Source organism: Jejuia pallidilutea, assembly GCF_002973595.1.
Classification (GTDB): Bacteria; Bacteroidota; Bacteroidia; order Flavobacteriales; family Flavobacteriaceae; genus Jejuia; species Jejuia pallidilutea.
This window is the reverse complement of record NZ_PVEO01000006.1, coordinates 115,926-139,017: the sequence shown is the minus strand read 5'-3', so window position 1 is coordinate 139,017 and position 23,092 is coordinate 115,926. Positions and strand designations below refer to the sequence as shown.

At 34.9% G+C, this 23,092-nt stretch carries 21 protein-coding genes; 5 read left to right on the top strand and 16 right to left on the bottom strand.

Features of this window, described 5'->3' with window-relative positions; all coding sequences use genetic code 11:
* Positions 1-200: 200 nt before the first annotated feature.
* The 3 genes from CLV33_RS11345 to CLV33_RS11335 are packed head-to-tail and all read right to left on the bottom strand — an operon-like array spanning position 201 to position 3,646.
* The gene (locus tag CLV33_RS11345; RefSeq protein ID WP_105474009.1) at positions 201-359 is read right to left on the bottom strand and encodes an adenylosuccinate synthetase; all 159 of its coding nucleotides are present in this window, start codon (positions 357-359) and stop codon (positions 201-203) included.
* A gap of 51 nt (positions 360-410) precedes the next feature.
* Complete coding sequence (locus CLV33_RS11340) at positions 411-2,909, bottom strand: ABC transporter permease (protein WP_105474008.1); 2,499 nt, start codon at positions 2,907-2,909, stop codon at positions 411-413.
* A 50-nt stretch (positions 2,910-2,959) separates the two neighbouring features.
* Complete coding sequence (locus CLV33_RS11335) at positions 2,960-3,646, bottom strand: ABC transporter ATP-binding protein (RefSeq protein WP_105474007.1); 687 nt, start codon at positions 3,644-3,646, stop codon at positions 2,960-2,962.
* 26 nt (positions 3,647-3,672) lie between these two features.
* Between CLV33_RS11335 and CLV33_RS11330 the strand changes: the two genes are divergently transcribed.
* A complete protein-coding gene (locus tag CLV33_RS11330; RefSeq protein WP_105474006.1) occupies positions 3,673-4,416 on the top strand; it encodes an arylesterase in 744 nt (247 codons plus the stop codon).
* 119 nt (positions 4,417-4,535) lie between these two features.
* Here CLV33_RS11330 and CLV33_RS11325 read toward each other — a convergent pair whose 3' ends face one another.
* The 6 genes from CLV33_RS11325 to CLV33_RS11300 form a co-directional block, all read right to left on the bottom strand.
* Entirely contained in the window at positions 4,536-5,981 is a 1,446-nt protein-coding gene (locus tag CLV33_RS11325; protein WP_105474005.1) for a CotH kinase family protein, read from the bottom strand.
* A gap of 30 nt (positions 5,982-6,011) precedes the next feature.
* Positions 6,012-6,326 carry an EF-hand domain-containing protein gene (locus CLV33_RS11320; RefSeq protein ID WP_105474004.1) on the bottom strand — a complete coding sequence of 105 codons (315 nt, stop codon included), beginning with the start codon at positions 6,324-6,326 and terminating at the stop codon, positions 6,012-6,014.
* 98 nt (positions 6,327-6,424) lie between these two features.
* Positions 6,425-8,233: an FAD-dependent oxidoreductase gene (locus CLV33_RS11315; RefSeq protein ID WP_105474003.1), complete on the bottom strand. Its 1,809-nt coding sequence runs from the start codon at positions 8,231-8,233 to the stop codon at positions 6,425-6,427.
* Positions 8,217-8,858: a ferric reductase-like transmembrane domain-containing protein gene (locus CLV33_RS11310; RefSeq protein ID WP_105474002.1), complete on the bottom strand. Its 642-nt coding sequence runs from the start codon at positions 8,856-8,858 to the stop codon at positions 8,217-8,219. Before CLV33_RS11310 ends, CLV33_RS11315 begins: the two co-directional genes overlap by 17 nt.
* A 14-nt stretch (positions 8,859-8,872) precedes the next feature.
* A complete protein-coding gene (locus tag CLV33_RS11305; RefSeq protein ID WP_105474001.1) occupies positions 8,873-9,088 on the bottom strand; it encodes a 4Fe-4S dicluster domain-containing protein in 216 nt (71 codons plus the stop codon).
* Between the two features lie 210 nt (positions 9,089-9,298).
* On the bottom strand, positions 9,299-9,583 hold the full coding sequence (locus CLV33_RS11300) for an EF-hand domain-containing protein (protein ID WP_105474000.1): 285 nt from the start codon (positions 9,581-9,583) through the stop codon (positions 9,299-9,301).
* A 190-nt stretch (positions 9,584-9,773) separates the two neighbouring features.
* On the opposite strand from CLV33_RS11300, the gene CLV33_RS11295 reads away from it, so the two are divergent.
* The 4 genes from CLV33_RS11295 to CLV33_RS11280 all read left to right on the top strand — a co-directional run bounded on the left by CLV33_RS11295 (position 9,774) and on the right by CLV33_RS11280 (position 14,093).
* A complete protein-coding gene (locus CLV33_RS11295) occupies positions 9,774-10,808 on the top strand; it encodes a sensor histidine kinase (protein WP_105473999.1) in 1,035 nt (344 codons plus the stop codon).
* Complete coding sequence (locus CLV33_RS11290) at positions 10,805-11,476, top strand: LytR/AlgR family response regulator transcription factor (protein ID WP_105473998.1); 672 nt, start codon at positions 10,805-10,807, stop codon at positions 11,474-11,476. Before CLV33_RS11295 ends, CLV33_RS11290 begins: the two co-directional genes overlap by 4 nt.
* Positions 11,477-11,903: 427 nt before the next feature.
* Positions 11,904-12,644, top strand: a complete 741-nt coding sequence (locus CLV33_RS11285; RefSeq protein WP_105473997.1) for an SDR family oxidoreductase — start codon at positions 11,904-11,906, stop codon at positions 12,642-12,644.
* A gap of 48 nt (positions 12,645-12,692) precedes the next feature.
* Complete coding sequence (locus tag CLV33_RS11280) at positions 12,693-14,093, top strand: NAD-dependent succinate-semialdehyde dehydrogenase (RefSeq protein ID WP_105473996.1); 1,401 nt, start codon at positions 12,693-12,695, stop codon at positions 14,091-14,093.
* 147 nt (positions 14,094-14,240) lie between these two features.
* On the opposite strand, the gene CLV33_RS11275 is transcribed toward CLV33_RS11280, so the two are convergent.
* The 7 genes from CLV33_RS11275 to CLV33_RS11245 all read right to left on the bottom strand — a co-directional run bounded on the left by CLV33_RS11275 (position 14,241) and on the right by CLV33_RS11245 (position 22,942).
* Positions 14,241-15,695: a DUF3360 family protein gene (locus tag CLV33_RS11275; protein ID WP_105473995.1), complete on the bottom strand. Its 1,455-nt coding sequence runs from the start codon at positions 15,693-15,695 to the stop codon at positions 14,241-14,243.
* Between the two features lie 312 nt (positions 15,696-16,007).
* The gene (locus CLV33_RS11270) at positions 16,008-16,613 is read right to left on the bottom strand and encodes a dioxygenase family protein (protein WP_105473994.1); all 606 of its coding nucleotides are present in this window, start codon (positions 16,611-16,613) and stop codon (positions 16,008-16,010) included.
* Between the two features lie 165 nt (positions 16,614-16,778).
* Complete coding sequence (locus tag CLV33_RS11265) at positions 16,779-17,144, bottom strand: hypothetical protein (RefSeq protein ID WP_105473993.1); 366 nt, start codon at positions 17,142-17,144, stop codon at positions 16,779-16,781.
* A 92-nt stretch (positions 17,145-17,236) separates the two neighbouring features.
* Positions 17,237-17,887, bottom strand: coding sequence for a ligase-associated DNA damage response endonuclease PdeM (gene pdeM, locus CLV33_RS11260; RefSeq protein ID WP_105473992.1), 651 nt, complete (start codon positions 17,885-17,887; stop codon positions 17,237-17,239).
* Entirely contained in the window at positions 17,887-20,340 is a 2,454-nt protein-coding gene (locus CLV33_RS11255; RefSeq protein WP_105473991.1) for a ligase-associated DNA damage response DEXH box helicase, read from the bottom strand. Before CLV33_RS11255 ends, pdeM begins: the two co-directional genes overlap by 1 nt.
* Positions 20,340-21,929 carry an ATP-dependent DNA ligase gene (locus tag CLV33_RS11250; protein WP_105473990.1) on the bottom strand — a complete coding sequence of 530 codons (1,590 nt, stop codon included), beginning with the start codon at positions 21,927-21,929 and terminating at the stop codon, positions 20,340-20,342. The genes CLV33_RS11255 and CLV33_RS11250 overlap by 1 nt, the downstream gene beginning before the upstream one ends.
* Positions 21,926-22,942 carry a ligase-associated DNA damage response exonuclease gene (locus CLV33_RS11245; RefSeq protein ID WP_105473989.1) on the bottom strand — a complete coding sequence of 339 codons (1,017 nt, stop codon included), beginning with the start codon at positions 22,940-22,942 and terminating at the stop codon, positions 21,926-21,928. Before CLV33_RS11245 ends, CLV33_RS11250 begins: the two co-directional genes overlap by 4 nt.
* Positions 22,943-23,092: the final 150 nt, after the last annotated feature.

Sequence of the window (23,092 nt, the reverse complement as noted above, 5' to 3'; positions counted from 1 at the left end):
TAAAAAGTTTAGTAATAAAATGTTTTAAAGTAAAAGAGCTGGGAAATTAAATAGATGTTTTAAATGTTTTTACCATATTTAAACTTTAGTTCCTTTAATGAATACTGGTATTTTTGTGCAATGGAATTTAAACGAGTGGCTAATAGTATTAAACAATTATAGCAGTTACAATATAAAAACCTATAAGCTATTTTACATTATTAATGCTTGTCCCTACCCTTCTTCCATCGTCTCCAAAGTATATAAAAAACGATAATTAATAGTGGCAAAATAATATAAACAAACACATCAAAAACACTGTTTAAATCAATGGGGCTATTGTCGTCTGGGTTTCGAGTACCTTGTGGTAGCTGTAACATGAAATCTTTTTTTTATATTGGGTTTTTAAGTTACGAAATTAGTATGGAGATTTAAGCTTCACGCCGCAACACTTCTAGAGGCGAACTTTTTAGAACACTTTGAATATTACTTAAACCAATACCCAATACTAGAAGTGAAATGAAAGGCAAAAACACCAGAAACGGAATTACTGATGGTGTAAATGGCTCTTTAAATATAAAGAATGCCAATAATAAAGCGCTTATTAAAGCTAACAAAATTCCTACTAAGCTGCCTACAGTACCAAGTAACAAATATTCTAAAGCGGTAATTTTTAATATTTGTTTGTTTTTAGCACCTAAGGTTCTTAGTAAAACACTTTCTTTAATGCGCTGATGTTTACTAGTACGTACAGAACCAATTAAAACTATTATTCCTGTGAGTATACTAAAGAATGCCATAAAATTAATAATCCACGATACTTTGTTTAGAATATCTTCTACAAGCGTATATACTTGTCTTAAATCTATGACGGTAACATTAGGAAATTTAGTCACCATATTGCGCTGTAATTGTGCCGAACTAGATTCGCTTGGTGCATGTGTAGTTAGTACGTTAAATTGTGGTGCGTTTTCTAAAACACCGTTGGGGAACACTATGGAAAAATTAGGCTGTAATTGTCCCCAATCTACCAAGCGTATACTACCAACAACGGTTTCCATTAGCACCCCTTGTACATTAAAAACAATAGTATCACCAATGGTAACGTTAGCATCTTCGGCCACATTATCAGAGATTGAAATTGGTATAACCTCACCAGGTATTACATTAGGCGTCCAGGAGCCTTCCAGTAATTCTTCCGAGGAAATTAAACTATCGCGATAGGTAGTTCTAAACTCATGATTATACACCCATCGCCTGATAGTAACGGTGCTATCTTCTTGTGCCTCTTTGGCCAACATGCCTTTTACACTGTGAATACGCATGGTTACCAAAGGAATATTATCTATAACCTCCAAATCATTATTAGCAATAGTTTCGGTAATGGCAGCTTCTTGTTCTGGTTGTACATCCAACAGGATAATATTTGCAGATTGTGCAGTGTTACCAATAGCGGTTTTAGATAATAAAATATCCTTTGTAAAATATAAGGTGCTAATTAAAAACGTACCTAAACCAATTGCTACAATGAGCACCAAGGTTTGGTTATTTGGTCTAAAAAGATTTAAAAGGCTTTGGCGTGTAGTGTAACCCCATGATTTTGGAAACCATGTTTTTATCAATTTCATGGTTAAACTTGCAATACCAGCCAAAATAGCAAATGTAATAAGCATACCAGTAACAAAACCAACAGCGTATGTTACATTTTTAAGTAGCCAATAAGAGAATAAAAATAGAAACAGCAGAATGGTTACAAACACTATGAATCTAGCTAATTTAGGTTTTTTTAATCCGTTAGGGTCGCTAACACGTAAGGCTTCCAAGGGCGAAACAAACCATGTATTGAGTAACGACAGTAAGGCAAAAAGAATAGCAATTATAAACCCGAGTACAACACCCATAATAAGGGGTTGTGTGGTAATGGTAACAGTAATATCGAATGGTAAAAACCCTTTTAACAGATAAGGAAAAGCGGCTTGAATACCTATACCAATAATGGCGCCAATAACGCCACCAATAATGCCTATACTTGCTATTTGAATGAGATAAATAAAAAAACTTTGCTGACGAGAAGCACCCAAACATTTTAAAACAGCTATATGTTTTAGCTTTTCCCTAATGTAAATATGTACAGAACTTGCAATACCTACACAGCCTAAAAGTAAAGCGATGAATGCTACAAGATTAAGGAATTTGCCCATATTTTCGTAACGGCGTCCTAATCGTCTGCTGGTGCTGGTATGTGTGTCTAAATCGGCATTTTCGGCATCCAACATAGGGTCTAAAACCTTATCTAGTTCATCTAAATCTGTTTCTGCTGTAGCTTTATAATAATATTGGTATTCTTTTCGGCTTCCAAATTGAAGTAGTTCTGTTTTATCAACAAGATTGTAAGGAATAACTACAGGCGGTGCAACAGAAGACATAATGGCTGAGCTTCCTGGTAAACTATTTAATGCCCCTACAATGGGCAAAGTGATTACGCCAACTTTAATAGAATCGCCCGGTGTTACATTGTACTGCAACATTAGTGTAGCGTCAACCAGTGCACCGCCATTATTTTGATAGCTAGCAGCCGCCATTTGTGGTTGGGTTTTCATTTCTCCATAAATAGGAAACATACCTTTAAGACCACGTACACGCACTAATTTGCTGCCCCCATTTTTAGGAAAGGCTATCATAGACACAAAATTAACCTCGGTAGCCACAGGATTTAAGGAATCTATGATAAATTGTGCACGTTCGTTGGGCGTTTCGTTGATGTCTATTAAATAATCGGCACCCATTAAAGATTTAGACTGTCGCTGAATGTTATCCTTCAAATTATCACGAAACAATTGTATTGAAACTACGGCAGCAATTCCTAAAATGATGGAGGCCATAAATAATAGCAAACGTACGCGACTTGCTTTGGCATCGCGCCATGCCATTTTAAAAAGCCAAGGCAAATTAAGTTGAGATGTTGCTAGAGACTTTTTCACTATACGGTAGTAGGTTGGTTGGCAATAATTTTTCCGCCTTTAAGGCGTAAAATCTGTTGGGTGCGATTGGCCAAGTCTAAGTCGTGCGTTACAATTACCAATGTGGTATTTGAGGCTTTATTCAAATCGAATAATAGTTTAATAACCTTTTCACCAGTTTCTTCATCAAGATTGCCTGTAGGTTCGTCTGCAAATAAAATAGAAGGTGTATTAGAAAAAGCTCTAGCTAGTGCCACACGTTGTTGTTCGCCACCTGAAAGTTGCGAAGGATAGTGATGAAACCTATCTGCAAGCCCAACCTGATCTAGAAGTTCCATGCCTCTTTTGGCTGCATGTTTTGCACCTTGTAACTCCAAGGGCACACTAACATTTTCTAAAGCAGTAAGTGTGGGCAGTAACTGAAAGTTTTGGAAAATAAATCCCACTTCCCTATTCCGTAATTGGGCGCGTTGGTCTTCGTTTAATGTATTGAGATTGTAACCACACAACTCTACATTGCCCGAATTTGGCGTGTCTAATCCTGCGCATAACCCTAAAAGGGTGGTTTTTCCACTTCCCGAAGGGCCAACAATAGCGAAAGTTTGCCCTTTTATAACATCAAAAGAAATATGTTGCAATACTGTTAATTGTTTAGCGCCACTAACATATGTTTTCTCGAGACCGTTTATCTTTAATATCTTTGACATTGAATTCTAATTTTATTTCATAGCTTATGAATGCTGCTCAAAATAATCAATTGCTTTTACATGTACACGTTTCTAACTTCCAGAAAATCTTAAAGTTTTGTTATTTTATTTCGCTTTGCTTGGTTTTTGTGTCCTGTAAAAACGCTTCTAACACTAAAACTACAGAAGATGCTAATGAAACTGTTGAAACCGAAAGCGAAACCGTAATTACAGCAAACTCTAAAACCATCTTATTTTTTGGTGATAGTATCACTGCAGGATATGGTTTAGATAGCACTAACGATGCATATCCAGCAGTAATACAAGAAACAATAGACTCACTAGATTTAAATTACACGGTTGTAAACTCTGGAGTAAGTGGAGAGACTACCGCAGGCGGTAGAAGTCGTATAGATTGGATTTTGAATCAAAATATTGATATTTTTCTTTTAGAACTTGGGGCTAACGACGGATTACGTGGTGTACCAATATCTGAAACACATGCTAATTTACAAGCAATTATTGATGCGGTAAAGCAAAAAGATGCGAACACAAGAATAATATTAGCTGGTATGGAATTACCTCCAAATATGGGAAATAGCTATACTTCTGAATTTAGAAACATGTATGCAGAATTAGCACAGAAAAATGATGTAGCGTTTATTCCATTTATACTTAAAGATGTTGGAGGCATACCAGAACTTAATCAAAATGATGGTATACATCCTACTGTTGAAGGTCATAAAATTATTGCCAGTACAGTTTGGGAAACGTTGCAACCATTACTATAATATAAAATTTATTATATGGCCACTTTATACAAAAAAGTAAAGACCCCGCACTGTTTTGCGGAGTCTTTAAAAAACTAAACTAATTAACTAAACTAACTAACAATCTTGAAAACTAAATTTTAATTATTATTTAAATAATTACTCACTGCTGTTGCCCTTTGCGTAACATGCGAGTTAAGTATATTAACTGCATTAAGGAAATCTGAACTACTTTCTAAAAATGTATAACCACTCTTTTCAGTTGTTGCATACGGCTCTATTAAGGCAGAATATGCAGCATATTGTGTTTGAATATTACCCACGCTAAAAGCATCGTTTGCTATGTCTTGAACATAGCCATCATATTGTGCTTTATAAACATCATCGGCATACAAATACCCTATTAGAGGCCAGCTATTACTACTTAATCCTGAAAAATCTAAAGGTAATGAACCGCCCATGTTTCCTGTTTGTAAAGCTTCATTATTATCCCAAGGAATCCACGTTAATTTATTCGTATTTGGATTATTGTACAGGTAATAATTATGCGTCATTCTACCGTAGGTATCCCAATTTTGAATCACCGTGTTGGTTGCTAAATATTTAAGGAATACATCTGTATCAAAAACAGCTTCAAGGTTTGCTCTCCATGTTTCAGGGTCTGTTGTCCTTGAGGTATCATGTAAAATAGTTAAAAGATTTTCAACATCAGTAAAATCAGCATCATCTTCATTGGTTTTTTTAACATATTCATCTTCATCAAAAGTACCATAGGCAAAACTTGCCGCATCACCATCGGGCTTATAAAGGTTACCATCGTTGTCTCCAAAATAATCATCTAAAAGCGTATCTTCTACATCTTCAACCATAGTGTAAACTCCAAAATAAGTAGGACCATTTCCATAATCAACATACACTGTGTAAAATGCCGTACGTGAAGCTGCTAAACCAGCATTTCTAAATACATCGCCAGCCACTTTTTCCCTTAACATAGACTCATCATTATAATTGTTTTTAAGGTGAAGCTTTTTAAATCCGTAAAAACGCTGATTGTCTATTTGTGGGTAATCGTCTTCAAACTCGTCAAAATCTAACTTAAACGATAGTTTTAAATTGCCACTTTGCCATGTAGATTGTAAACTTGAATTTCCTTTAAACCTAACACCAACTCTGTACCACTCTATACCATTATAAAACACTTCTGCAGGCACAAAAACCGGATCTTCATCAGTTTCGGTTAAACCACCACCGGGACCTCCAGAGCCAGACCCAAACGTTCCGTAAGTTGCCGTCATATCATCCAACATGGTTTGCCAACGGTTTTCAGTTATAACTATATCAATTCGTTTTACGGCTTCATCTTCAAAAACTTCTTCGTAGTTGGGGTCTGTATCCTTACTGTGAGTTTCGGTAGTCCAATCTGTTGCTTCAAAATCTGTATCGTCAATAACTACTTCTTCTTCCTTTTCTTCTTCCTCGATAATTACATCGTTTGTGTCGTCGCTATTGCAGGCATTAAAAACCGACAGTATAAAAAACATAGCTAAAACTAATGTTGTTGCTTTAAGTTTGAATATTTGTTTCATCTCAATTCGTTTAAATTATTTATAAAGTTATTATCTAGCGCCACCTTGAGGTCTGCCTTTTCGTTCTGGTTCAGGTGCATTTTCTAGTTCTTCTTTTGAAAGAAAACCATCATCGTTTGTGTCTATTTTATAAAAATCGTTTTGCAAAGGTCCTTTTACTTCAGATTCTGATAACTTTCCATCCTTATTTTCATCCATTTCTGTAATTAATTGCGCTACAGAAGGACGCTCACCCTGACCTCTTTGTGTATTCGCATTTTTATTTTCTGTTTCAGAAGATTTACATGAAACAAAGACCGCTATAGATACTACTGTGATTGCTATTTTTATTGTATTCGATATCATAATTTCAATGGTGTTATTTACTATTTACTCTACAAATATCTGTAATAGAACTACACCAAATTTTGGTTTTCTGTGAATGGGCTTAAGTTTTCAGTTAACTAGCTATTAGCTTCAATTTCGCTACTTTTAGTCGTAGATGCCCACGTGTTAAAAGGTTGTTTTTCTAATGTCATGCTTCCGTCTTCGCCCTTAAAAATGTTAATCCACGCTTGCCAGTTTTCGTTATCCACTTCAGGGTAATCTAATCTGAAGTGACTACATCTACTTTCGGTTCGCATTAAGGAGGCTCGTAACTTCATTTCGGCACTTATTACCATGTTTTTCGTTTCATGAGCTAAACGCAATTCGTGTAAATTAGATGCCCTTAAATGAGGTACATGATGATCGCGAAGTTCTTCTACATATGCCAAGGCAGCTTTCATTAAATTTTCCTTTTTTATGTACAATACAAAGTTGGGTATCATAATACTCTGTAACGTTTGGGTTACCCATGCAGGACTGTAACCAGCCTCTCGTTTTAAGGGCGCTAAAATGTCTTCTTCAATACTTTTTAGTTTTTTAGTAGAGATATTTTTGCTTTTTACAGTTTTACTATAATTGGCAGCAGTTTCTCCAGCAATAGCACCTTGTACCGCCGATCCTGATAACGACGAACCAATTTGCGTATAAATTCCGCCAGCCATATACGAGCCTAAAGCATCTCCAGCAGCATATAAGCCTGGAATTGTAGATTCACATTTATCATTTATAGGTACTAAACCTTCTGCTTTGTGTATAGACATTCCAGCCGTAGATCCTCCCACTACACTACCTCCCATTCCTGGTGGTGCAACTTTTCCTTCTTTTCTAAGGGGACGTTTTCTATCACTATCACCAGGAGGCGGTCCTTGTATTTCTTCTCCATCTTGTGAATGACCACCAGGACCTCCTTGACTCGTAAACTCTTCAGGTCTATAGGGTCCTCCAGAAACTCCATTACTTTGATTGCCTCTCCCCGGAGGTCCCATTTGTGCTGCACCACCATTTATATACGCCATATAATTCATGTCTACACCTAAATCGTGACGAATTTCAATGCGTGTTGTACTTGGTTTTTGTTCAAACATATCGCCCCAACCATCATAACACGCTGCGGGATTTTCTGATTTTGCAGGATGACCATCATTCCATTCTTTACCAGTAACTTTTGCACCAATATTATACGCCATTACAGTACCGTCGTGAGTTAAATCGCAAATGGGGAATCCGTTGGGTTTAAAACCTCCTGCTCCGGTACATAAAATCACACTTTTAGCTTCATAAAACAACACCTTTTGTTCGTCTATACTAAAACCAGCAACACCTATTATCCTATCATCTTCTTTTACTAAATGCGTAATCGTAACACGTTCGTGAACAGGAATATTGCGTTCTTCTATAGGTTTGCTAAAACTTTTATTATATAATGAAGATTCAAAAAAGCCCCATTCCCTCAATTCGTTAACTCTTGCTAAGGAATGTTCTGCCAATTGTCTGGTATACGCCTTGTTATTTGTACCAAGAGCAGAACGCGATACTTTCGCCACAAATTCATCAATACTTAACGCTTCGTTATCTTTATCATAAGCAAAAATACCTTTGGCAAATGGTGTTTGCCCCGAAGAACCTAAACGTCCTTTTGAAACCATTAAAACTTGAGCCCCAGCATCATGAGCCTTTACAGCAGCAAACAAACCTGCCATACCGCTGCCTACCACTAAAACATCAGTAGTAATTCTATTGTTTTCAAGAGTTTCTGCATTAATTTCAGGATTGTTTAAAGCCCAATCTACTTGCATTGCAAATCCTCCCATGGCAGCAAAACCAGCTGCTCCTCCTGTTAAGGTTATAAATTTTCTTCTTGAGATTTTTCTATGTTTTGTTTTCATGTTTACCTGTATTAGTTACATAGGTTTTTAATAAATAAAACACACCAATTACCACCATTAACACATAATACGTTGAAAATAACGTGTTGCTATGTCGGCCCATATCGATAACATGCCACGTAGCTGCTATTACAAAAAGTAAGGCTGAATACCCATGTAAACGCCTCCATGTTTTATAGTTTAGATGCATTTTAAACCTGAAATAAGCCGTTACCATCAGAAGTAACATAAGAGTATACCCTATTATGCCTAGGATAATGCCCGTAGTACTAAATGTTGTAATTAATTTTACAAAGGCATCACTTGGCGATACACCATTATCGAAAAACTTTGGAACAATAATGAAAAATGGATGTAATAGTATTACAGCGATAAAAAAGTAGCCTATAAACCTATGAATAGCGAGTACATTTACCATTCTTATTTTTTTTACCAATCCTATATTTAATCTTGAAGTAAAAAATTGAGATAGTAATAATGAAAACCCTAGAATTGTTGTTATAGATAAGGTTTCCATTAAAGTGGATCGTCTTTGAAAATTTCCAGTGAAATACAATAACAAGGGCACTATTAAAAATGAGAAGATAAGCACCGATAATTTTATTATGTAGTTTTGTGTTTTCATAAACCTCTGTTTTATTAACCCCAAGACACGATTACAGGAATAGATTTATCGGGTGTTATTACTATAGCATCAACAGGACAATACATTCTGCATAAATGACAAATTTGGCAGTCTTCTGGATATAAAATTTCTGCTTTTTTAGAATCGGGATTTAACCTTAAAACATCAGTTGGACAACTTTTTATGCACTCTTCGCAACCGATACAACCATTTATACTTTTTATTGGCATTTTGTTAGATATTAAGCGTTTAGAGTATAAAATTCGATTAAAATAATATGTCAAATGAGAGTATTCTGTGAATGGGAGCAACTTTTAAGTGTATGGGTATTTTTAGGTAGAATTTAAATTTATAAACTAAAAAAGCTTCGCAATTTCTCACGAAGCCTTTCGCTATTAATCCATCAAAATTTGATGAAAAAAAACTAAGTTTATATGTTTTTATTGCCTTGGTCTTCTACCTTCAGGTTTTGGCGCTTCTTCTACTTCTTTCTTAGATAAATATCCATCTTCATTAGTATCTATTTTGGTAAACATCTCCTTTAATGGTCCTTTTACTTCTTCCTTAGAAAGTTTTCCATCTTCGTTTTCATCCATGTGTTCAAAAATTTCATCTACCGATGGTGGTTCTTTACGTTGATCTTGGTCTCTAGACTGTTGTGCATTGGCTGTGAATGTAAATAATGTACTGGCGATAACTACAACTAGTATTGATTTTGGTTTCATTTTAAATCTATTTAAAGGGTATTATTTTGATACAAAGATGAGATATAGATGGTGTTAAAAGTTAGGTTTTCTGTGAAACGCTAAAACTTTTCAGTAAAACTTTATTTCTATGCCATAAACACCATGTTTACAGTAGTATTTTGCCAGTTTATAAGTGATTGATAGATTTATTTTTGCTTTACTTTGCAGCATGAAAAGAATTACAAGACTTACTATTCAAGCTGCGCTTTGGCTTTTTATTGGTACAATTATTTGGTTAAACCAAGATGCCAATATCGAGATACTACATGAGAATTTTGTTGTGCTATTGTTTCAAATTATGCTTCTTAGTGTGCTTATTTATTATGCGGCGCCTAATTTATTGTTTAAAAAAAAACATGTGCACTTTGCAGTTTTTTCAATGGTGTTAATTGGTATTTCAGTATGGATTCTATCTCTACTTTTTCATATGCCACTTGAGGAGGCTCAACCTATAGGAAGACCCGAAATGGGGCCACCACCGCGACCAGAAATGAAAAAACCGCCAACGCATTATTTATTGCATACTTTAATTTTGGCTATTACCTATGTTTTGGCTTTGTCTGTAGAGGTTTATAATTATTTAAAACAAAAAGAAAAAGAAACCATTAAGGCTCAAAACATTAATTTACAGAATGAATTAAAGCTTTTAAAATCGCAAATAAATCCACATTTTCTATTTAACTCCTTAAACAATATATACACCCTGGCGGGGATAGATTCTGGTAAAACACAAAAAAGTATTATTCATTTATCAGATATGTTACGCTATGTTTTGTATGAATGCGACCAAGAAACCGTACCACTAAAAAAAGAGATTGAATATATAGAAAATTACCTAAAACTGTTTGCTTTAAAAAGTAGTAAAACCTACCCCATTTCTTCTAACTATAACATTACAAATAATTCTGCGACCATTGCACCTATGTTGCTTATACCATTTATAGAAAACGCTTTAAAACACAGTAATATTGATGATATTAACAATGCCTTTATAAACATTAAGATCAATACAGATGAAAAAACACTCGATTTTGAAGTTGAAAATAGTAAACCGAAAAAAGTAATTACCAAAGATAAAGTTGGCGGCATTGGACTTGAAAATGTAAAGAAAAGATTGTCTATCTTGTATCCAGAAAAGCATCAATTAGAAGTAAATAATAATGAAACAACATTTAAAGTAACGCTCCATTTAAATTTAGTATGAACAAAGTAAAATGCATTGTAATTGATGATGAGGAGTTAGCAAGAACACTCCTTAAATCTTATATCGATAAAATAGATTTTTTAGAAGTTATAGACGATTTTGAAAACCCTTTGAGCGCAGTACCAATTTTAAAAGAAAATGATATAGATATTATTTTTCTAGATATACAAATGCCCGAGTTAAAAGGTACCGATTTTGCTAAATTAATAGACTCGAAAACAAAGGTTATTTTCACAACAGCGTATTCTGAATACGCTTTAGAAGGATACGATTTAAACGCGCTAGATTACCTGCTAAAACCTATTACTTTTGAACGTTTTTTACAAGCGGTAAACAAATTTAAAAAAGAAGATACTGTTGTTGAAAATGCCATTACAGTAAAATCGGGTTACGATTTACACAAACTAAAGTACACCGATATTCTTTATGTAGAAAGCGATAACGAATATGTAGTTTTTTACACCAAGGAGAAAAAAATTATGAGCCACCAAACCTTAAAGTCGCTCGAAAAAAAATTACCTCCTTCTTTATTTTTAAGAGTACATCGTTCTTACATTATAAACAAAGATAAAGTTACCGCATTAAAAGGCAGAGACTTATGGGTTACAAATGTACAAATTCCTGTTAGCGATAGTTATTACGAAACAGTTAAAAAAAAGCTGTTTTAAAAGTCAAATTATTTTACCCAATCAACTATAATCATTTTAGCTTAAAAGTTATAAATTGTTTTAACTTAAACAATTTGTTTATTTAAAGGTACGTAATACTCTTATTTATTGATTTTTAAAAAATTGAGAAATAAAACTAGATTTACATCTATAATAAGTGGAATTTGTGTTGAGAGCCTTTTTGTAGGCTATTACTAATTCATAAAACATAAGGTACTCCAACGTCATTTTTTGTTGTTTCATTTGTTTGAAGGAATATCTTCTTATTATTTTAATTAAGATCATAAAACTAAACTAAGGTAGCTAGCATTAGAGTTTTATACATTAATTGCCCATTTCGTATAAGAGCTAACATATTCTACGATAAAGCTAAACTAAGCTTGCAACACCAACTATCTTTAAAAGAATTAAAACGAAAAAAAAGTATATGAATTTAGAAGACAGAGTAATTATAATTACCGGTGCATCTAGCGGTATTGGAGAAGCAACAGCAAAAAAACTATCTAAACACGGAGCCTCGGTTGTGCTTATGGCAAGAAGCAAGGATAAGTTAGAGAAACTAAGAGATACCATTACCAATAATGGCGGTAAAGCAATAGCAGTTTCTGGTGATGTTACTAAAAGCGATGATTTTAAAAACGCTGTTTCTGATACAGTTAAGGCTTATGGTAAGGTTGACGGACTAATAAATAACGCTGGTTTAATGCCTTTATCTTTCGTTGAGAAATTAAAAACAGATGAGTGGGATAAAATGGTAGATGTAAATATTAAAGGTGTATTAAACGGTGTTTCTGCCGTATTGCCAGAGCTAATTAACAATGAAGGAGGCGATATTATTAATATTTCGTCTATGGCTGCACATGCTTATTTTCCTGGTGGCGCAGTGTATTGTGCCACAAAATCGGCTGTAAAAATGTTTTCTGAAGGTTTACGACAGGAACTAGCACCCAAATATGGTATTAATGTTACCTCTATAGAGCCCGGTGCAGTAGCCACAAATCTTACAAGCACCATTACCGATGAAGATATAAAGGAAAAGATAAGCGGAATGCAAGAAATGAAAACACTTGAATCTGAAGATATTGCAAATGCTATTTATTACGCGTTAACACAACCAAAACATGTGAATATTAATGATGTGTTTATTGTACCTAGTGAACAGAAATAACAGTTAGAAGTTAGAAGTTAGAAGTTAGAAGTTAGAAGAAAAAAAAATATGGAAACGAAAACAAAAGAAAATACCTTTAAAACCATTAATCCCACTACAGAAGAAACTTTGTCTACTTATGAATACATGGCAGACAACAAAGTGGAAAATACCATTCAAAAATCTCACAAAGCCTTTTTAAATTGGCGCTTAGCCTCTTTTGAAACACGGGGAAAAATAATTAAATCTATTGGAGAAGAACTTCAAAATTACAAATCTGATTTAGCGGAATTGATGACTGATGAAATGGGGAAACTCTTAAAGCAAAGTCACCAAGAAATAGATTTATGTACAGCCATTTGTAATTACTGTGCTAAACATGCCGCTGAAGTACTAAAAAACGAAGAACGTAAATTATCAGATGGTGGTAAGGGCATCATTACCTATGCCCCTATAGGTGTGATTTATGGTATTCAACCATGGAATTATCCTGCATACCAAGTTATTAGGTACACTATTGCAAACCTTATGGCAGGTAATAGTGTACTATTAAAACACGCCTCAAATGTTACAGGTACAGGAAAATTGCTAGAATCTATATTTAAAACTGCAGGTCTACCAGATGGTTTGTTTTCTGTACTTGTTATTAATCACGATCAATCTGATGCTATAATTAAACACAATTTGGTGAGAGGTGTAACACTAACTGGAAGTCCAAATGCAGGAAAAGCTATAGGTGAAAAAGCAGGGGCGCAACTAAAAAAGTCTGTTCTGGAATTAGGAAGTAATGATGCATATCTTGTTTTACATGATGCAGATATTAAAACAGCGGTTGAAAAATCTGTTAAGGGCCGTATTTATAATAATGGAGAAACTTGTATAGCTGCAAAACGGTTTATTGCTGTAGAGGCTGTATATGATGAATTTAAACAGGCTTTTGTTAAGGCTATGTCCGAATTAAAACTTGGCAATCCTAAAGATGAAACAACAGACTTAGGCCCTATGGCAAGAGCAGATTTAAGAGATAAACTACATAAGCAGGTAACTAAAAGTGTTAGCAATGGGGCTAGTGTATTATGCGGTGGAGCAATGGTTGATAAAAAAGGGTTTTATTACCCTGCCACAGTCTTAGAAAATGTAAATCCAGGACAGCCAGCATATGACGATGAACTATTTGGGCCCGTAGCTTCTTTAATTAAAGCCAAAGACGATGAAGATGCTATGCGAATAGCAAATGATAGTAGGTTTGGTCTTGGTGGTGGTATATTTTCTAAAGATGAAAAACGTGCCGTTACATTAGCTGAGAAGCATTTTGATACGGGTATGGTATTTATTAATTCTTTTGGTTTAGCAGCACCCAATATGCCATTTGGCGGTGTTAAAGATTCTGGTTTTGGACGCGAACACGGAGGATTTGGGATGAAGGAGTTTGTAAATATCAAATCTATTTTAATAAGCAATGGTGAATAATATTTTTCAAACTGTATAACTATATGCAACTTGAAATTTTTAATCCATTCCCTCAACTTACATTCTGCATACATAGTATTGTTTTTTAACTAATACATGTATAGCAGAATGTGGTTTTTAAATAGGTAATGGTTAAATTGCTATTAGCTAAAATATTCCAGGAATCCCGGGTAGCTGTCCTACTAGTGCTAAAGACACCGCACATACTAAAAACATAACCCCTGGAATAATTAGGCGTTCTTTTAGAGATAGCTTTTCAGCCCTTTTACGGTCACCAATCAATCCTAAATTATCGAGTAACATTGTTAGTGCCCAACCAAATACTGGATTTACAAAAGCACAAGCAAAAATACAGGTTCCAGCACTTAAAGAATCGTTGTGTTCTTTCACCATTTGCATACCAGCCTCCAATAATGGCAAAAATACACCTACAATTAAGGCAACTCTAAGTACGGGTTCCCACATGGCTAAATCCATAGGATAACCAAAAACGGCAGCTAATACACATAGTAAAGCGGTAAGTATAGCACCCCCAGGAATTGGGCGTTTCGCAATAGCAGCGGGAATCATATAGGTTCCCCAAGAAGAGGCAATATTACCTCCACCAAGTACTGCACCAACCATTTGGCGAATTGATGCAACCGTCATAGTATCATCTACATCCATTAAAACATGTTTTGCCTTTTTAGGGTAGTTAAGCTCCTGAAAAACACGGTGACCTAAATAATCTGGAGACCACATGGCTACAGCTAAAATTGCAAAAGGAATTACTGCAATAAAATTACCAACATCTGGCCATCCCAATAGCCAACCAGTGTCTTCACCCCACCACCATAATGGATTCATGTGTGGTAGTCCTGGTGCCGTAGTAAATTCGAAATTAACTCCCATAGCATAAGCTATTACACCAGCAATAAGTGAACATAACGGTATGGCTAACCATCTTTTTTTAATTCTTGCTAAATACGCATACGTAAGAATGGTTATACCAATAATTACAAAAGATACGGTGCTAGCATTTACACCAGATGCCCAAGCCTCAAATTTATCAATTTGCGAAATAAGCCCTACGCCACCAAGATAAATGAGTAAACCTCCACGCACTCCTACACCGGTTAATGCCATTAGTTTAGAACCGCCTTTAGTAATACTTAGTGCTAGTCCGAAAACGCCAATTAAAATACCTAAAGCAAGCGGATGGCCTCCTGCTGCTGCAATAATTGGTATTAACGGAATCATTGGGCCATGGGTGCCAGCCAAATTAGCGCGAGGATTTAAAATAGCAGAAAAAATAATTACAAAAATTCCACCAGCAATCAATAATTCGTATCTCACATTCTCTGCGATAAATTCTGGTGATAGCCCAAACTGTGCTGCAAATGCAGCCACCATTGCAGTTACCATAACTACTTTTCCAATTGTAGCGGCTAAAGCTGGTACTAAATCTTCAAATTCTATATGAAAGTCCCTGAAAGGCAGATGCACTTTCCATCTACGAAATTTCATGATTAACAGCTCGTGTTCTAGGTAGTCTTCCCTTTTCTCAAATTCACTAGATTTTTTTCGGTTTTCTTTATAAGAATTCTGCTCACCTTTCTCCATTATGTTTTATATCAATGCGTTAAGTTGGTTTTAAAGCTGCTAATATAAATTCATAATAAATGGTTAAACATGAGGTTTGTCAGTAAATTTAAGATGATTAACCCTTATGTAGATGGCTAAAATGTAGGATTTTTATGTTTAAAAACTTTGTTTACTTCTTTGAAAACTTTTTCAGTTTTCATTTAAAAATTAAAAAATTGTATAATTAAATAACCACAATTAACAATACTAAAGAGGCATGTGAATCATGCTTAAAAAAAATCCCCAATGCAAAACAATGATGCTCGGGGATTACAGTTTACATAATAAACACTAATATGTTTGAGGGCTAGATTGTAAAATAATATTGCGTTTACCAATCAACAAACCGTCTTTATTCTCTAATTTTAAAATATTGTTTATACCTCTTTTGGCTATTTTTTTGCGACAGGATTTCTTTAAAAAAGGGTCATCATCAAACACAAAATGGTTGATAGCGTATTCTGTCGAGGCATTTGGCTCTTTAATATAGCCGTGTATTTGTTTTAAGTCCTTAGTACCCCAATGTGTTCCTGGTACAAAGGTGTAAAATGTGTAACTGCCATTAGCATCTGTTTTAATCCATCCTTGATGCTTTACACTTCGCTTACCGTTTATTTTTTTGGAGTGATAATCGCCATCTTCATCTGCCTGACAAATATATAGCACCACATTTTTTGCAGGAGTAACACCGTCGCTTTCAAATATGGTTCCAGTAATCATTAACTTTTCAGCTTTGTTTTCAAAACCAGGAATTGTATCAACATTATTTAATTGTTTTTCAGTATAATCAAAAATAGCATGACGCTTTTTGTAATTATTTGCTAATTCCTGAGCATTTAATGTATTGTAAAAGGTAAATATACCAGTTATAAATGCAAGTGTAATTAATTGTTTCATGGGGCATTAATTATTTAATCTCCTCAAAACTAATTAACTAGTTAAGTTGTAACACAGAAAATCGAAAAACTGCAAAATTCGCATGCCCATTGAACGGGCAGGAATATAAACTGCAAAATATGTCGTTGAATGGAGCGCTACTCGACAAAGTGTAGCTTTTAGCGATTAATTAGGGTTTACCATTTTTATGGGCTGAATCTCTTGTCTTATTTTTTTATATAAAATGTACTGAGGTCGCGTTAAAAGATCTTGCATTTCTAAGGTTTCTTTAACCATGAGTTCTGTTAAGGCATCAAGTTCTTCTTGCCCTTTCAAGGTAGCTTTTGCTTTTTTTCTCAATACAATGTAATCTTCTACCTTATCTAAAAAAATAGGATATTGGGCACCATCAAGCCCTAGTTCCTTATCATAAGCGGCTACAATTTTTTTAGCATGCTCTCGCTCTTCTTTGTCTTCATAAGTAGTATCTGGATATTGCGCGTAGCTAAACGATATAGCGCATAGAAATATTAAAGTAATAAGCTTTTTCATAATGTTCTGTTTTAAATAATATAACCATTGCATAAAAAAACACCAAGCATTTTAAGATTACTTAACACTATTTTTACGACTTTAACATCTATTTAAACCTTAAAAATACTAAGGTCTGTGAAAGCATAGTTTGCGCACAAATTTGGTGGGATATTAGTATTTAAACCTGTAAATAAGCTAAATGCGGGAAGAATTAACTGCTGATGTGTTACTTGGTAACACGGTAGTTTAATACGTTGTTTGCCTTTTCCCTTTATAAGCACTCCAGGATGCGTATGGCCAGAAATATAAAATTCCCCATCAACTAAAGTTTTAATATTATGGGTAAACACAAAAGGGCCTTTCTTTAAACTATGCGGTAGTATTTCAATATTTAAGGATTCATATAATTCAAATGCATGTTTATCGTGATTTCCTTTTACTAAAATTAAGTTTATATGTTTAAATTGCTGCATCCATGTTTTAAAAACCATAACATCGGTATTGAATTCTGCGTGAAATAAATCGCCAGTAATTAATATGGTTTTAGGTTTAAAATATGCAATAATGGTTTTAAGTCTTTCTAAATCCTTTTGAAGTACATTTGAAGAAATAGGAACACCACTTTTTCTAAAATGAGCTGTTTTTCCAATATGCAAATCAGATAGTATTAGCATATCGTTTTGGGGCCAAAATACTGCACGTTGGTTGGTTAGTAGCAAGGTTTCGCCTTTACACTCAATACGTTTGGTTACTATAGCCATTACCCAATCTTTAATGTTTGTTTTTGAATGCGTTGAATACGTTTTTCTAAACTTTCGTAACTCATGCTGTTACGCAAGCTATCGGCTTTTATAGGGAAACTTAAAGGCGTAAAGGCCTTGGCGCGTTTTAAAATAATCTTACTTTTTGAAATACGTTTAAAAGCTGCCTGTAAGCGTACCTCTTCCAATTGTTGATTAAAAACTTCTGTGTAGGCTTGCCTAAGCAACAAATTGTTTGGTTCGTTATCTTCTAAAACCCTAAATATCAATCCAGAGGATGATTGTAAACTCTTGTTATTTTGTCTACTTCCTGGTCTAGACTGCACTACAAGTCCTGCAATTACCGCAATATCCCTAAACTTTCGTGATGCCATTTCAGAAGCGTTAATGCTAGCCGCAACATCATCCATTAAATTTTCTTTTGAAAGTATACTATTTATATTGCTCTCATCTAAAGGAAAAGGTTGGTCGCTCAACAACTCAAATCCGTAATCGTTCATTGCTATAGTATAAGTTAAGGGTTTAATTTTACTTAAACGATGCGCTATTAACGCTGAAATTACCTCGTGTACCAACCGGCCTTCAAAAGGATACATAAATAAGTGATGCCCTTCTTTGGTGTCTATGAGTTCTACCAAAAACTCATCGGCTTTTGGAATATGAGAGTGAGATGATTGTCTGGAAATTAACGGATGTAAAAATTTAAGTTCTCGCTCCCGTATTTTGGGCGACAGGGCATCGGCTAGTTTTATTCTTAAAAAATGACTTAAATGTGATGTTAATGGTAGTGTGCCTCCCATCCAACTTGGTGTTATGGCTTTTTTTGATGTACTGCGTTTAACAAAAACAGTCATGTCTTTTATCTTAACTAATTCTAAAACACGACCTGCTAATACAAAACTAGATTTTGGTTTTAATTTTGAAATAAAAAACTCCTCAATCATACCAATATATCCTCCAGACATGTACTTTACCATAAGCATAGCATCGCTTACTATAACACCTATATTCATTCTATGTAGCATGCTTATGCGCCTGCTTTTGGTTACATATATACCGTTGCTATTTTTTTCTACTTTATGAAACTCCTCGTAGGCCTTTAATGTAGTACCTCCCTGCGTTACAAATCGCAGCCCCCAATTAAATTCCTCTTCTGTAAGGAATGAGAACGCGTGGGTTTGTTTTAAAATTTTAAAAACATTTTTTGCAGTAAAGCCCTCGCCTACGGCAAGTGTAACTAAAAATTGCACCATAATATCGTAGCATAATACTAAAGGGTGCCTATCTTCTACTTGCTCGTTTTTAAGTGCTTCTTTTAATGCGGCAACTTCAATAAGCTCTAAAGAATGCGTGGGTACACAGTATATTTTTGAAACTTCGTAAGGGGAATGCCCGCTTCTGCCAGCGCGTTGCATAAATCTAGCTACACCCTTTGCTGACCCGATTTGTATAATACAATCTACAGGTTTAAAATCTACGCCCAAATCTAAAGAAGATGTACAAATAACGGCCTTTAGGTTTCCTTCTGCGATGTTATCTTCAATCCAATGTCTTAGTTTTAAATCTATGGAGCCATGATGAATTGCCAATTGTCCTGCTAATTCTGGGGCCTCTTCCAAAATAATTTGGTACCACAGTTCACTTTGTCCGCGTGTATTTGTAAAGATTAAGGTTGTATTATTTTCGTAGATAATGGGTACGATTTTAGAGCTCAAGGACTTGCCTAAATGTCCTGCCCATGGCAATAATTCTACTTCGTTTGGCAATATAGAAGTCACCTTTATTTTTTTCTTCTCGTTGGCGGTTATCATTACTGTCTTTTTTTCGCCATAGGGAATCAACACCGCCATGGCTTCCTTTAAATTTCCAATGGTAGCAGTAATGCCCCATATTCTTATTGTTGGAGACAACATTACTAATCTAGAAATTACCAATTCTGTAAGCACGCCCCTTTTGTTTCCTAAAAGTTCATGCCATTCGTCTACAACTACACATTGTAAACTACCAAACCATCTAGAGTTTTTCTTTTGTGAAAACAATAAATGCATGGTTTCTGGTGTGGTAAGCAATACATCGGGCATTAAGCGTTCTTGTTGGCGTCTTATGTTTGTTGGTGTGTCGCCATTTCTAACTTGCACCTCCCAATCTAAACCAATATCGTTTATTGCTATTTTCATGGCTTTGGCAAGATCTTTAGCAAGAGATCGTAACGGACTAATCCACAGTAATTTTAAGCCTTTTTTATAGCGTTCAGGATGGTTTAAATAATCTATTAAAACACCTAAAAACACCGAAAATGTTTTGCCAAACCCCGTAGGAGCAACAACAACGCCACTAAAACCTGCTTCATATTTTTTCCAAGTTTTAAATTGAAACTTAAAAGGGCTTTGTGTTTTGTCGGCAAAATATTTTTGTATAATTTGGTAGCCGTCGCTTTCTTCAAACTTTGCCATTATTGCGCGTATATTAAACTTTTAACAGATTGTATAGTATCTATATCTTTAATGGATTTATCTCTACGCCAGCGCTTAATTCTTGGGAAACGCAAAGCAACTCCAGATTTATGACGATTGCTGAGTGCTATTCCTTCAAAAGCAATTTCAAAAACCAACTCTGGTTTTACAGTACGTACAGGTCCAAATTTCTCAATAGCATTTTTATTTACCCATCTAGAAATTTCTGTGATTTCTTTATCTGTTAAACCAGAATAGGCTTTAGCTACCGTAACTAAACCATCGTCTTTTTTTACGGCAAAGGTATAATCGGTATATTTAGAACTTCGCCTACCACTGCCCTTTTGTGCATAAATCATCACCACGTCAATGGTTAGCGGGTCTACTTTCCATTTCCACCAATCACCTTTTTTTCTACCAACATGGTAGGGTGAGGCTTTTTGTTTAAGCATTAGCCCTTCAGAATTTATTGTTCTTGCATTTTTACGAATACTATGAAGGGCATCCCATGTTTCAAAATGAATAATTTGGGATAATTTAATGTGGTTAGGTATATCTGTACTAGCAAATAATTGTTCCAAAAAAAGGCGTCTTTTTTCTAGCGCTACGTCTCTTATGTCTTTAGAATTCAGCTCTAAAATGTCATATACATAAAAGCCGATAGGCACTTCTTCTAGTAACTTTTTCGAAATATTTTTTCTGTTTAAACGTTTCTGTAAATCATTGAATAAAAGCACATTGCTATCTTTTAATGCAAGTATTTCTCCATCTATTACAAAGTCGTTCTTAAACTGGCGCATAGCCGTTTCTATTTCTGGGAATTGACCAGTAACCAATTCTTCACCCCGAGACCAAATATAAATTTCGCCATTGCGCTTTAATACTTGTCCACGAATACCATCCCATTTGTATTCTATTTGCCATTCGTTAGGGTAGCCCAATGCATTAATGTTGGTTTCTAGCGCATAAGCTAAACAAAACGGATAAGGTTTGGAATTATCATAATTTATATGTTCGCCATTTACAAGATCTTGAAAAGAAATGGTTTGGATGTCCCAATTCCCAATTATACTGTGCATTAATTGATTGGCATCAATTCCTGATAGTTTTGCCAATGCATTTACCAATGTTTTTTTAGACACACCTATTCTAAAACTTCCACCTATAAGTTTGTTAAAAACAAAACGCTCTTGAATGTTAAGACCAGACCAAGCATTAAGTACATACGCTTTTTTTTCCTCATCGGTTTTGGCTTTTAAAGCTATAATATCCTGCATCCAAGCATCTAAGGTTTTATTAATATGGTGCTTTGGTTCTGGAAGCAATAAGGCCAAGGTTTCCCCCAAATCGCCAACAGTACTGTAGCTTTCTAGAAATAACCACTCTGGCAATTTTATAATTTCCATGCACCATAGTTTTAAAAGTGAAGTTTTTACGGGGCGCGGCGGGCGTTTCCCAGTAAATATAGCTATAAGCCATAATTTATCTTTATCTGTAGCTTTTGTAAAATAATCTACCAAAGCTTGAATTTTTGCGTTGGTTTTGTTTGTTATTTCAATGGCGTTAATTAGGTTTACGAAGTCTTTCATGTTGCAGCTACTTTGGTTTCAACATCTTCCATTTGTTCTTCCCCGTATTCTGTTATAACCTCTTCAGCAAGAATACCAATTTCATTCAAATATTTAGAAAACGTAGCTTGAGATCCGTGCGTTACATAAACTTTTTCGGCTTCCGTTGCCTTTACCGCGCTTAAAAGCCCGTTCCAATCGGCATGATCGCTTACAGGAAAACCTGCATCTACAGCACGCCAACGTCTATTGCCCCGTATTTGCATCCATCCAGAACATACAGCTGTAGCGGCATTAGGAATACGTTTTAACATCTTAGAGCCTAAAAGTGCTGGAGGTAAAATCACTATTTTATTCTGTATAGCTTTCTTATTAAAATCTGCAGTAATTAAATTGGTTCTTGGTAGCGTAATGTCTGTACTATTAATTGCTTCATTCAATGCATAAATAGCATTGTGCACGTAAATATCGTCAACACCTTCCAACATTTTCATAATGCGTTGTGCTTTTCCTAAGGAATACCCAAAAAATACGCTAGTTCTATTATTAGATTTGTTAGTAGCAATCCAATCGTGCATTTGCTGTTTTAAAACAGTATCTGGCAACCATTTGTATATGGGCAAACCAAAAGTGCTTTCTGTAATAAACTCGTGGCATTTTATGGGTTGAAATGGAGAAGTTAAATTATCTGAAGTTGTTTTATAGTCTCCAGTAAAAACAAGTACAAACCCCTTGTATTCAAGTCTTATTTGTGCTGAACCAATAATATGTCCTGCAGGATGAAAACTTAGGTTTACGCCATTAATGCTAATGGTTTCGTTATACCCTAAACTTTGAATGTTTATGTTGGCATTAATGCGATGTTGTAAAATTGGTTTTGTATGATGGTGGCATAAATAGCGTTTCATGCCCCAGCGTGCGTGGTCTGCATGCCCATGCGATATTACTGCATAATCTACAGGTTGCCAAGGGTCTAAATAAAATTTTCCAGGGATACAGTAAAGCCCTTTTTTTGTAAAACGGATTAATTTCAAAAAATGCAATTTTTAATAAAAATACAAATAAGGATACTATTTATTAACTGAAACAGCGCATTTTTTTATGTAATGGCTTTTTTGAAGGCAAACAGTATTTGAATTAACTTTTTAATGCTTTAAGCAAAAAGTTAAACTGGAATACTCCTA

Excerpts from the sequence above, each read along its gene's own strand:
- CLV33_RS11345 (WP_105474009.1), bottom strand. The coding sequence starts at position 359 with ATGTTACAGCTACCACAAGGTACTCGAAACCCAGACGACAATAGCCCC.
- CLV33_RS11340 (WP_105474008.1), bottom strand. The coding sequence starts at position 2,909 with ATGGCATGGCGCGATGCCAAAGCAAGTCGCGTACGTTTGCTATTATTT.
- CLV33_RS11335 (WP_105474007.1), bottom strand. The coding sequence starts at position 3,646 with ATGTCAAAGATATTAAAGATAAACGGTCTCGAGAAAACATATGTTAGT.
- CLV33_RS11330 (WP_105474006.1), top strand. The coding sequence starts at position 3,673 with ATGAATGCTGCTCAAAATAATCAATTGCTTTTACATGTACACGTTTCT.
- CLV33_RS11325 (WP_105474005.1), bottom strand. The coding sequence starts at position 5,981 with ATGAAACAAATATTCAAACTTAAAGCAACAACATTAGTTTTAGCTATG.
- CLV33_RS11320 (WP_105474004.1), bottom strand. The coding sequence starts at position 6,326 with ATGATATCGAATACAATAAAAATAGCAATCACAGTAGTATCTATAGCG.
- CLV33_RS11315 (WP_105474003.1), bottom strand. The coding sequence starts at position 8,233 with ATGAAAACAAAACATAGAAAAATCTCAAGAAGAAAATTTATAACCTTA.
- CLV33_RS11310 (WP_105474002.1), bottom strand. The coding sequence starts at position 8,858 with ATGAAAACACAAAACTACATAATAAAATTATCGGTGCTTATCTTCTCA.
- CLV33_RS11305 (WP_105474001.1), bottom strand. The coding sequence starts at position 9,088 with ATGCCAATAAAAAGTATAAATGGTTGTATCGGTTGCGAAGAGTGCATA.
- CLV33_RS11300 (WP_105474000.1), bottom strand. The coding sequence starts at position 9,583 with ATGAAACCAAAATCAATACTAGTTGTAGTTATCGCCAGTACATTATTT.
- CLV33_RS11295 (WP_105473999.1), top strand. The coding sequence starts at position 9,774 with ATGAAAAGAATTACAAGACTTACTATTCAAGCTGCGCTTTGGCTTTTT.
- CLV33_RS11290 (WP_105473998.1), top strand. The coding sequence starts at position 10,805 with ATGAACAAAGTAAAATGCATTGTAATTGATGATGAGGAGTTAGCAAGA.
- CLV33_RS11285 (WP_105473997.1), top strand. The coding sequence starts at position 11,904 with ATGAATTTAGAAGACAGAGTAATTATAATTACCGGTGCATCTAGCGGT.
- CLV33_RS11280 (WP_105473996.1), top strand. The coding sequence starts at position 12,693 with ATGGAAACGAAAACAAAAGAAAATACCTTTAAAACCATTAATCCCACT.
- CLV33_RS11275 (WP_105473995.1), bottom strand. The coding sequence starts at position 15,695 with ATGGAGAAAGGTGAGCAGAATTCTTATAAAGAAAACCGAAAAAAATCT.
- CLV33_RS11270 (WP_105473994.1), bottom strand. The coding sequence starts at position 16,613 with ATGAAACAATTAATTACACTTGCATTTATAACTGGTATATTTACCTTT.
- CLV33_RS11265 (WP_105473993.1), bottom strand. The coding sequence starts at position 17,144 with ATGAAAAAGCTTATTACTTTAATATTTCTATGCGCTATATCGTTTAGC.
- pdeM (WP_105473992.1), bottom strand. The coding sequence starts at position 17,887 with ATGGCTATAGTAACCAAACGTATTGAGTGTAAAGGCGAAACCTTGCTA.
- CLV33_RS11255 (WP_105473991.1), bottom strand. The coding sequence starts at position 20,340 with ATGGCAAAGTTTGAAGAAAGCGACGGCTACCAAATTATACAAAAATAT.
- CLV33_RS11250 (WP_105473990.1), bottom strand. The coding sequence starts at position 21,929 with ATGAAAGACTTCGTAAACCTAATTAACGCCATTGAAATAACAAACAAA.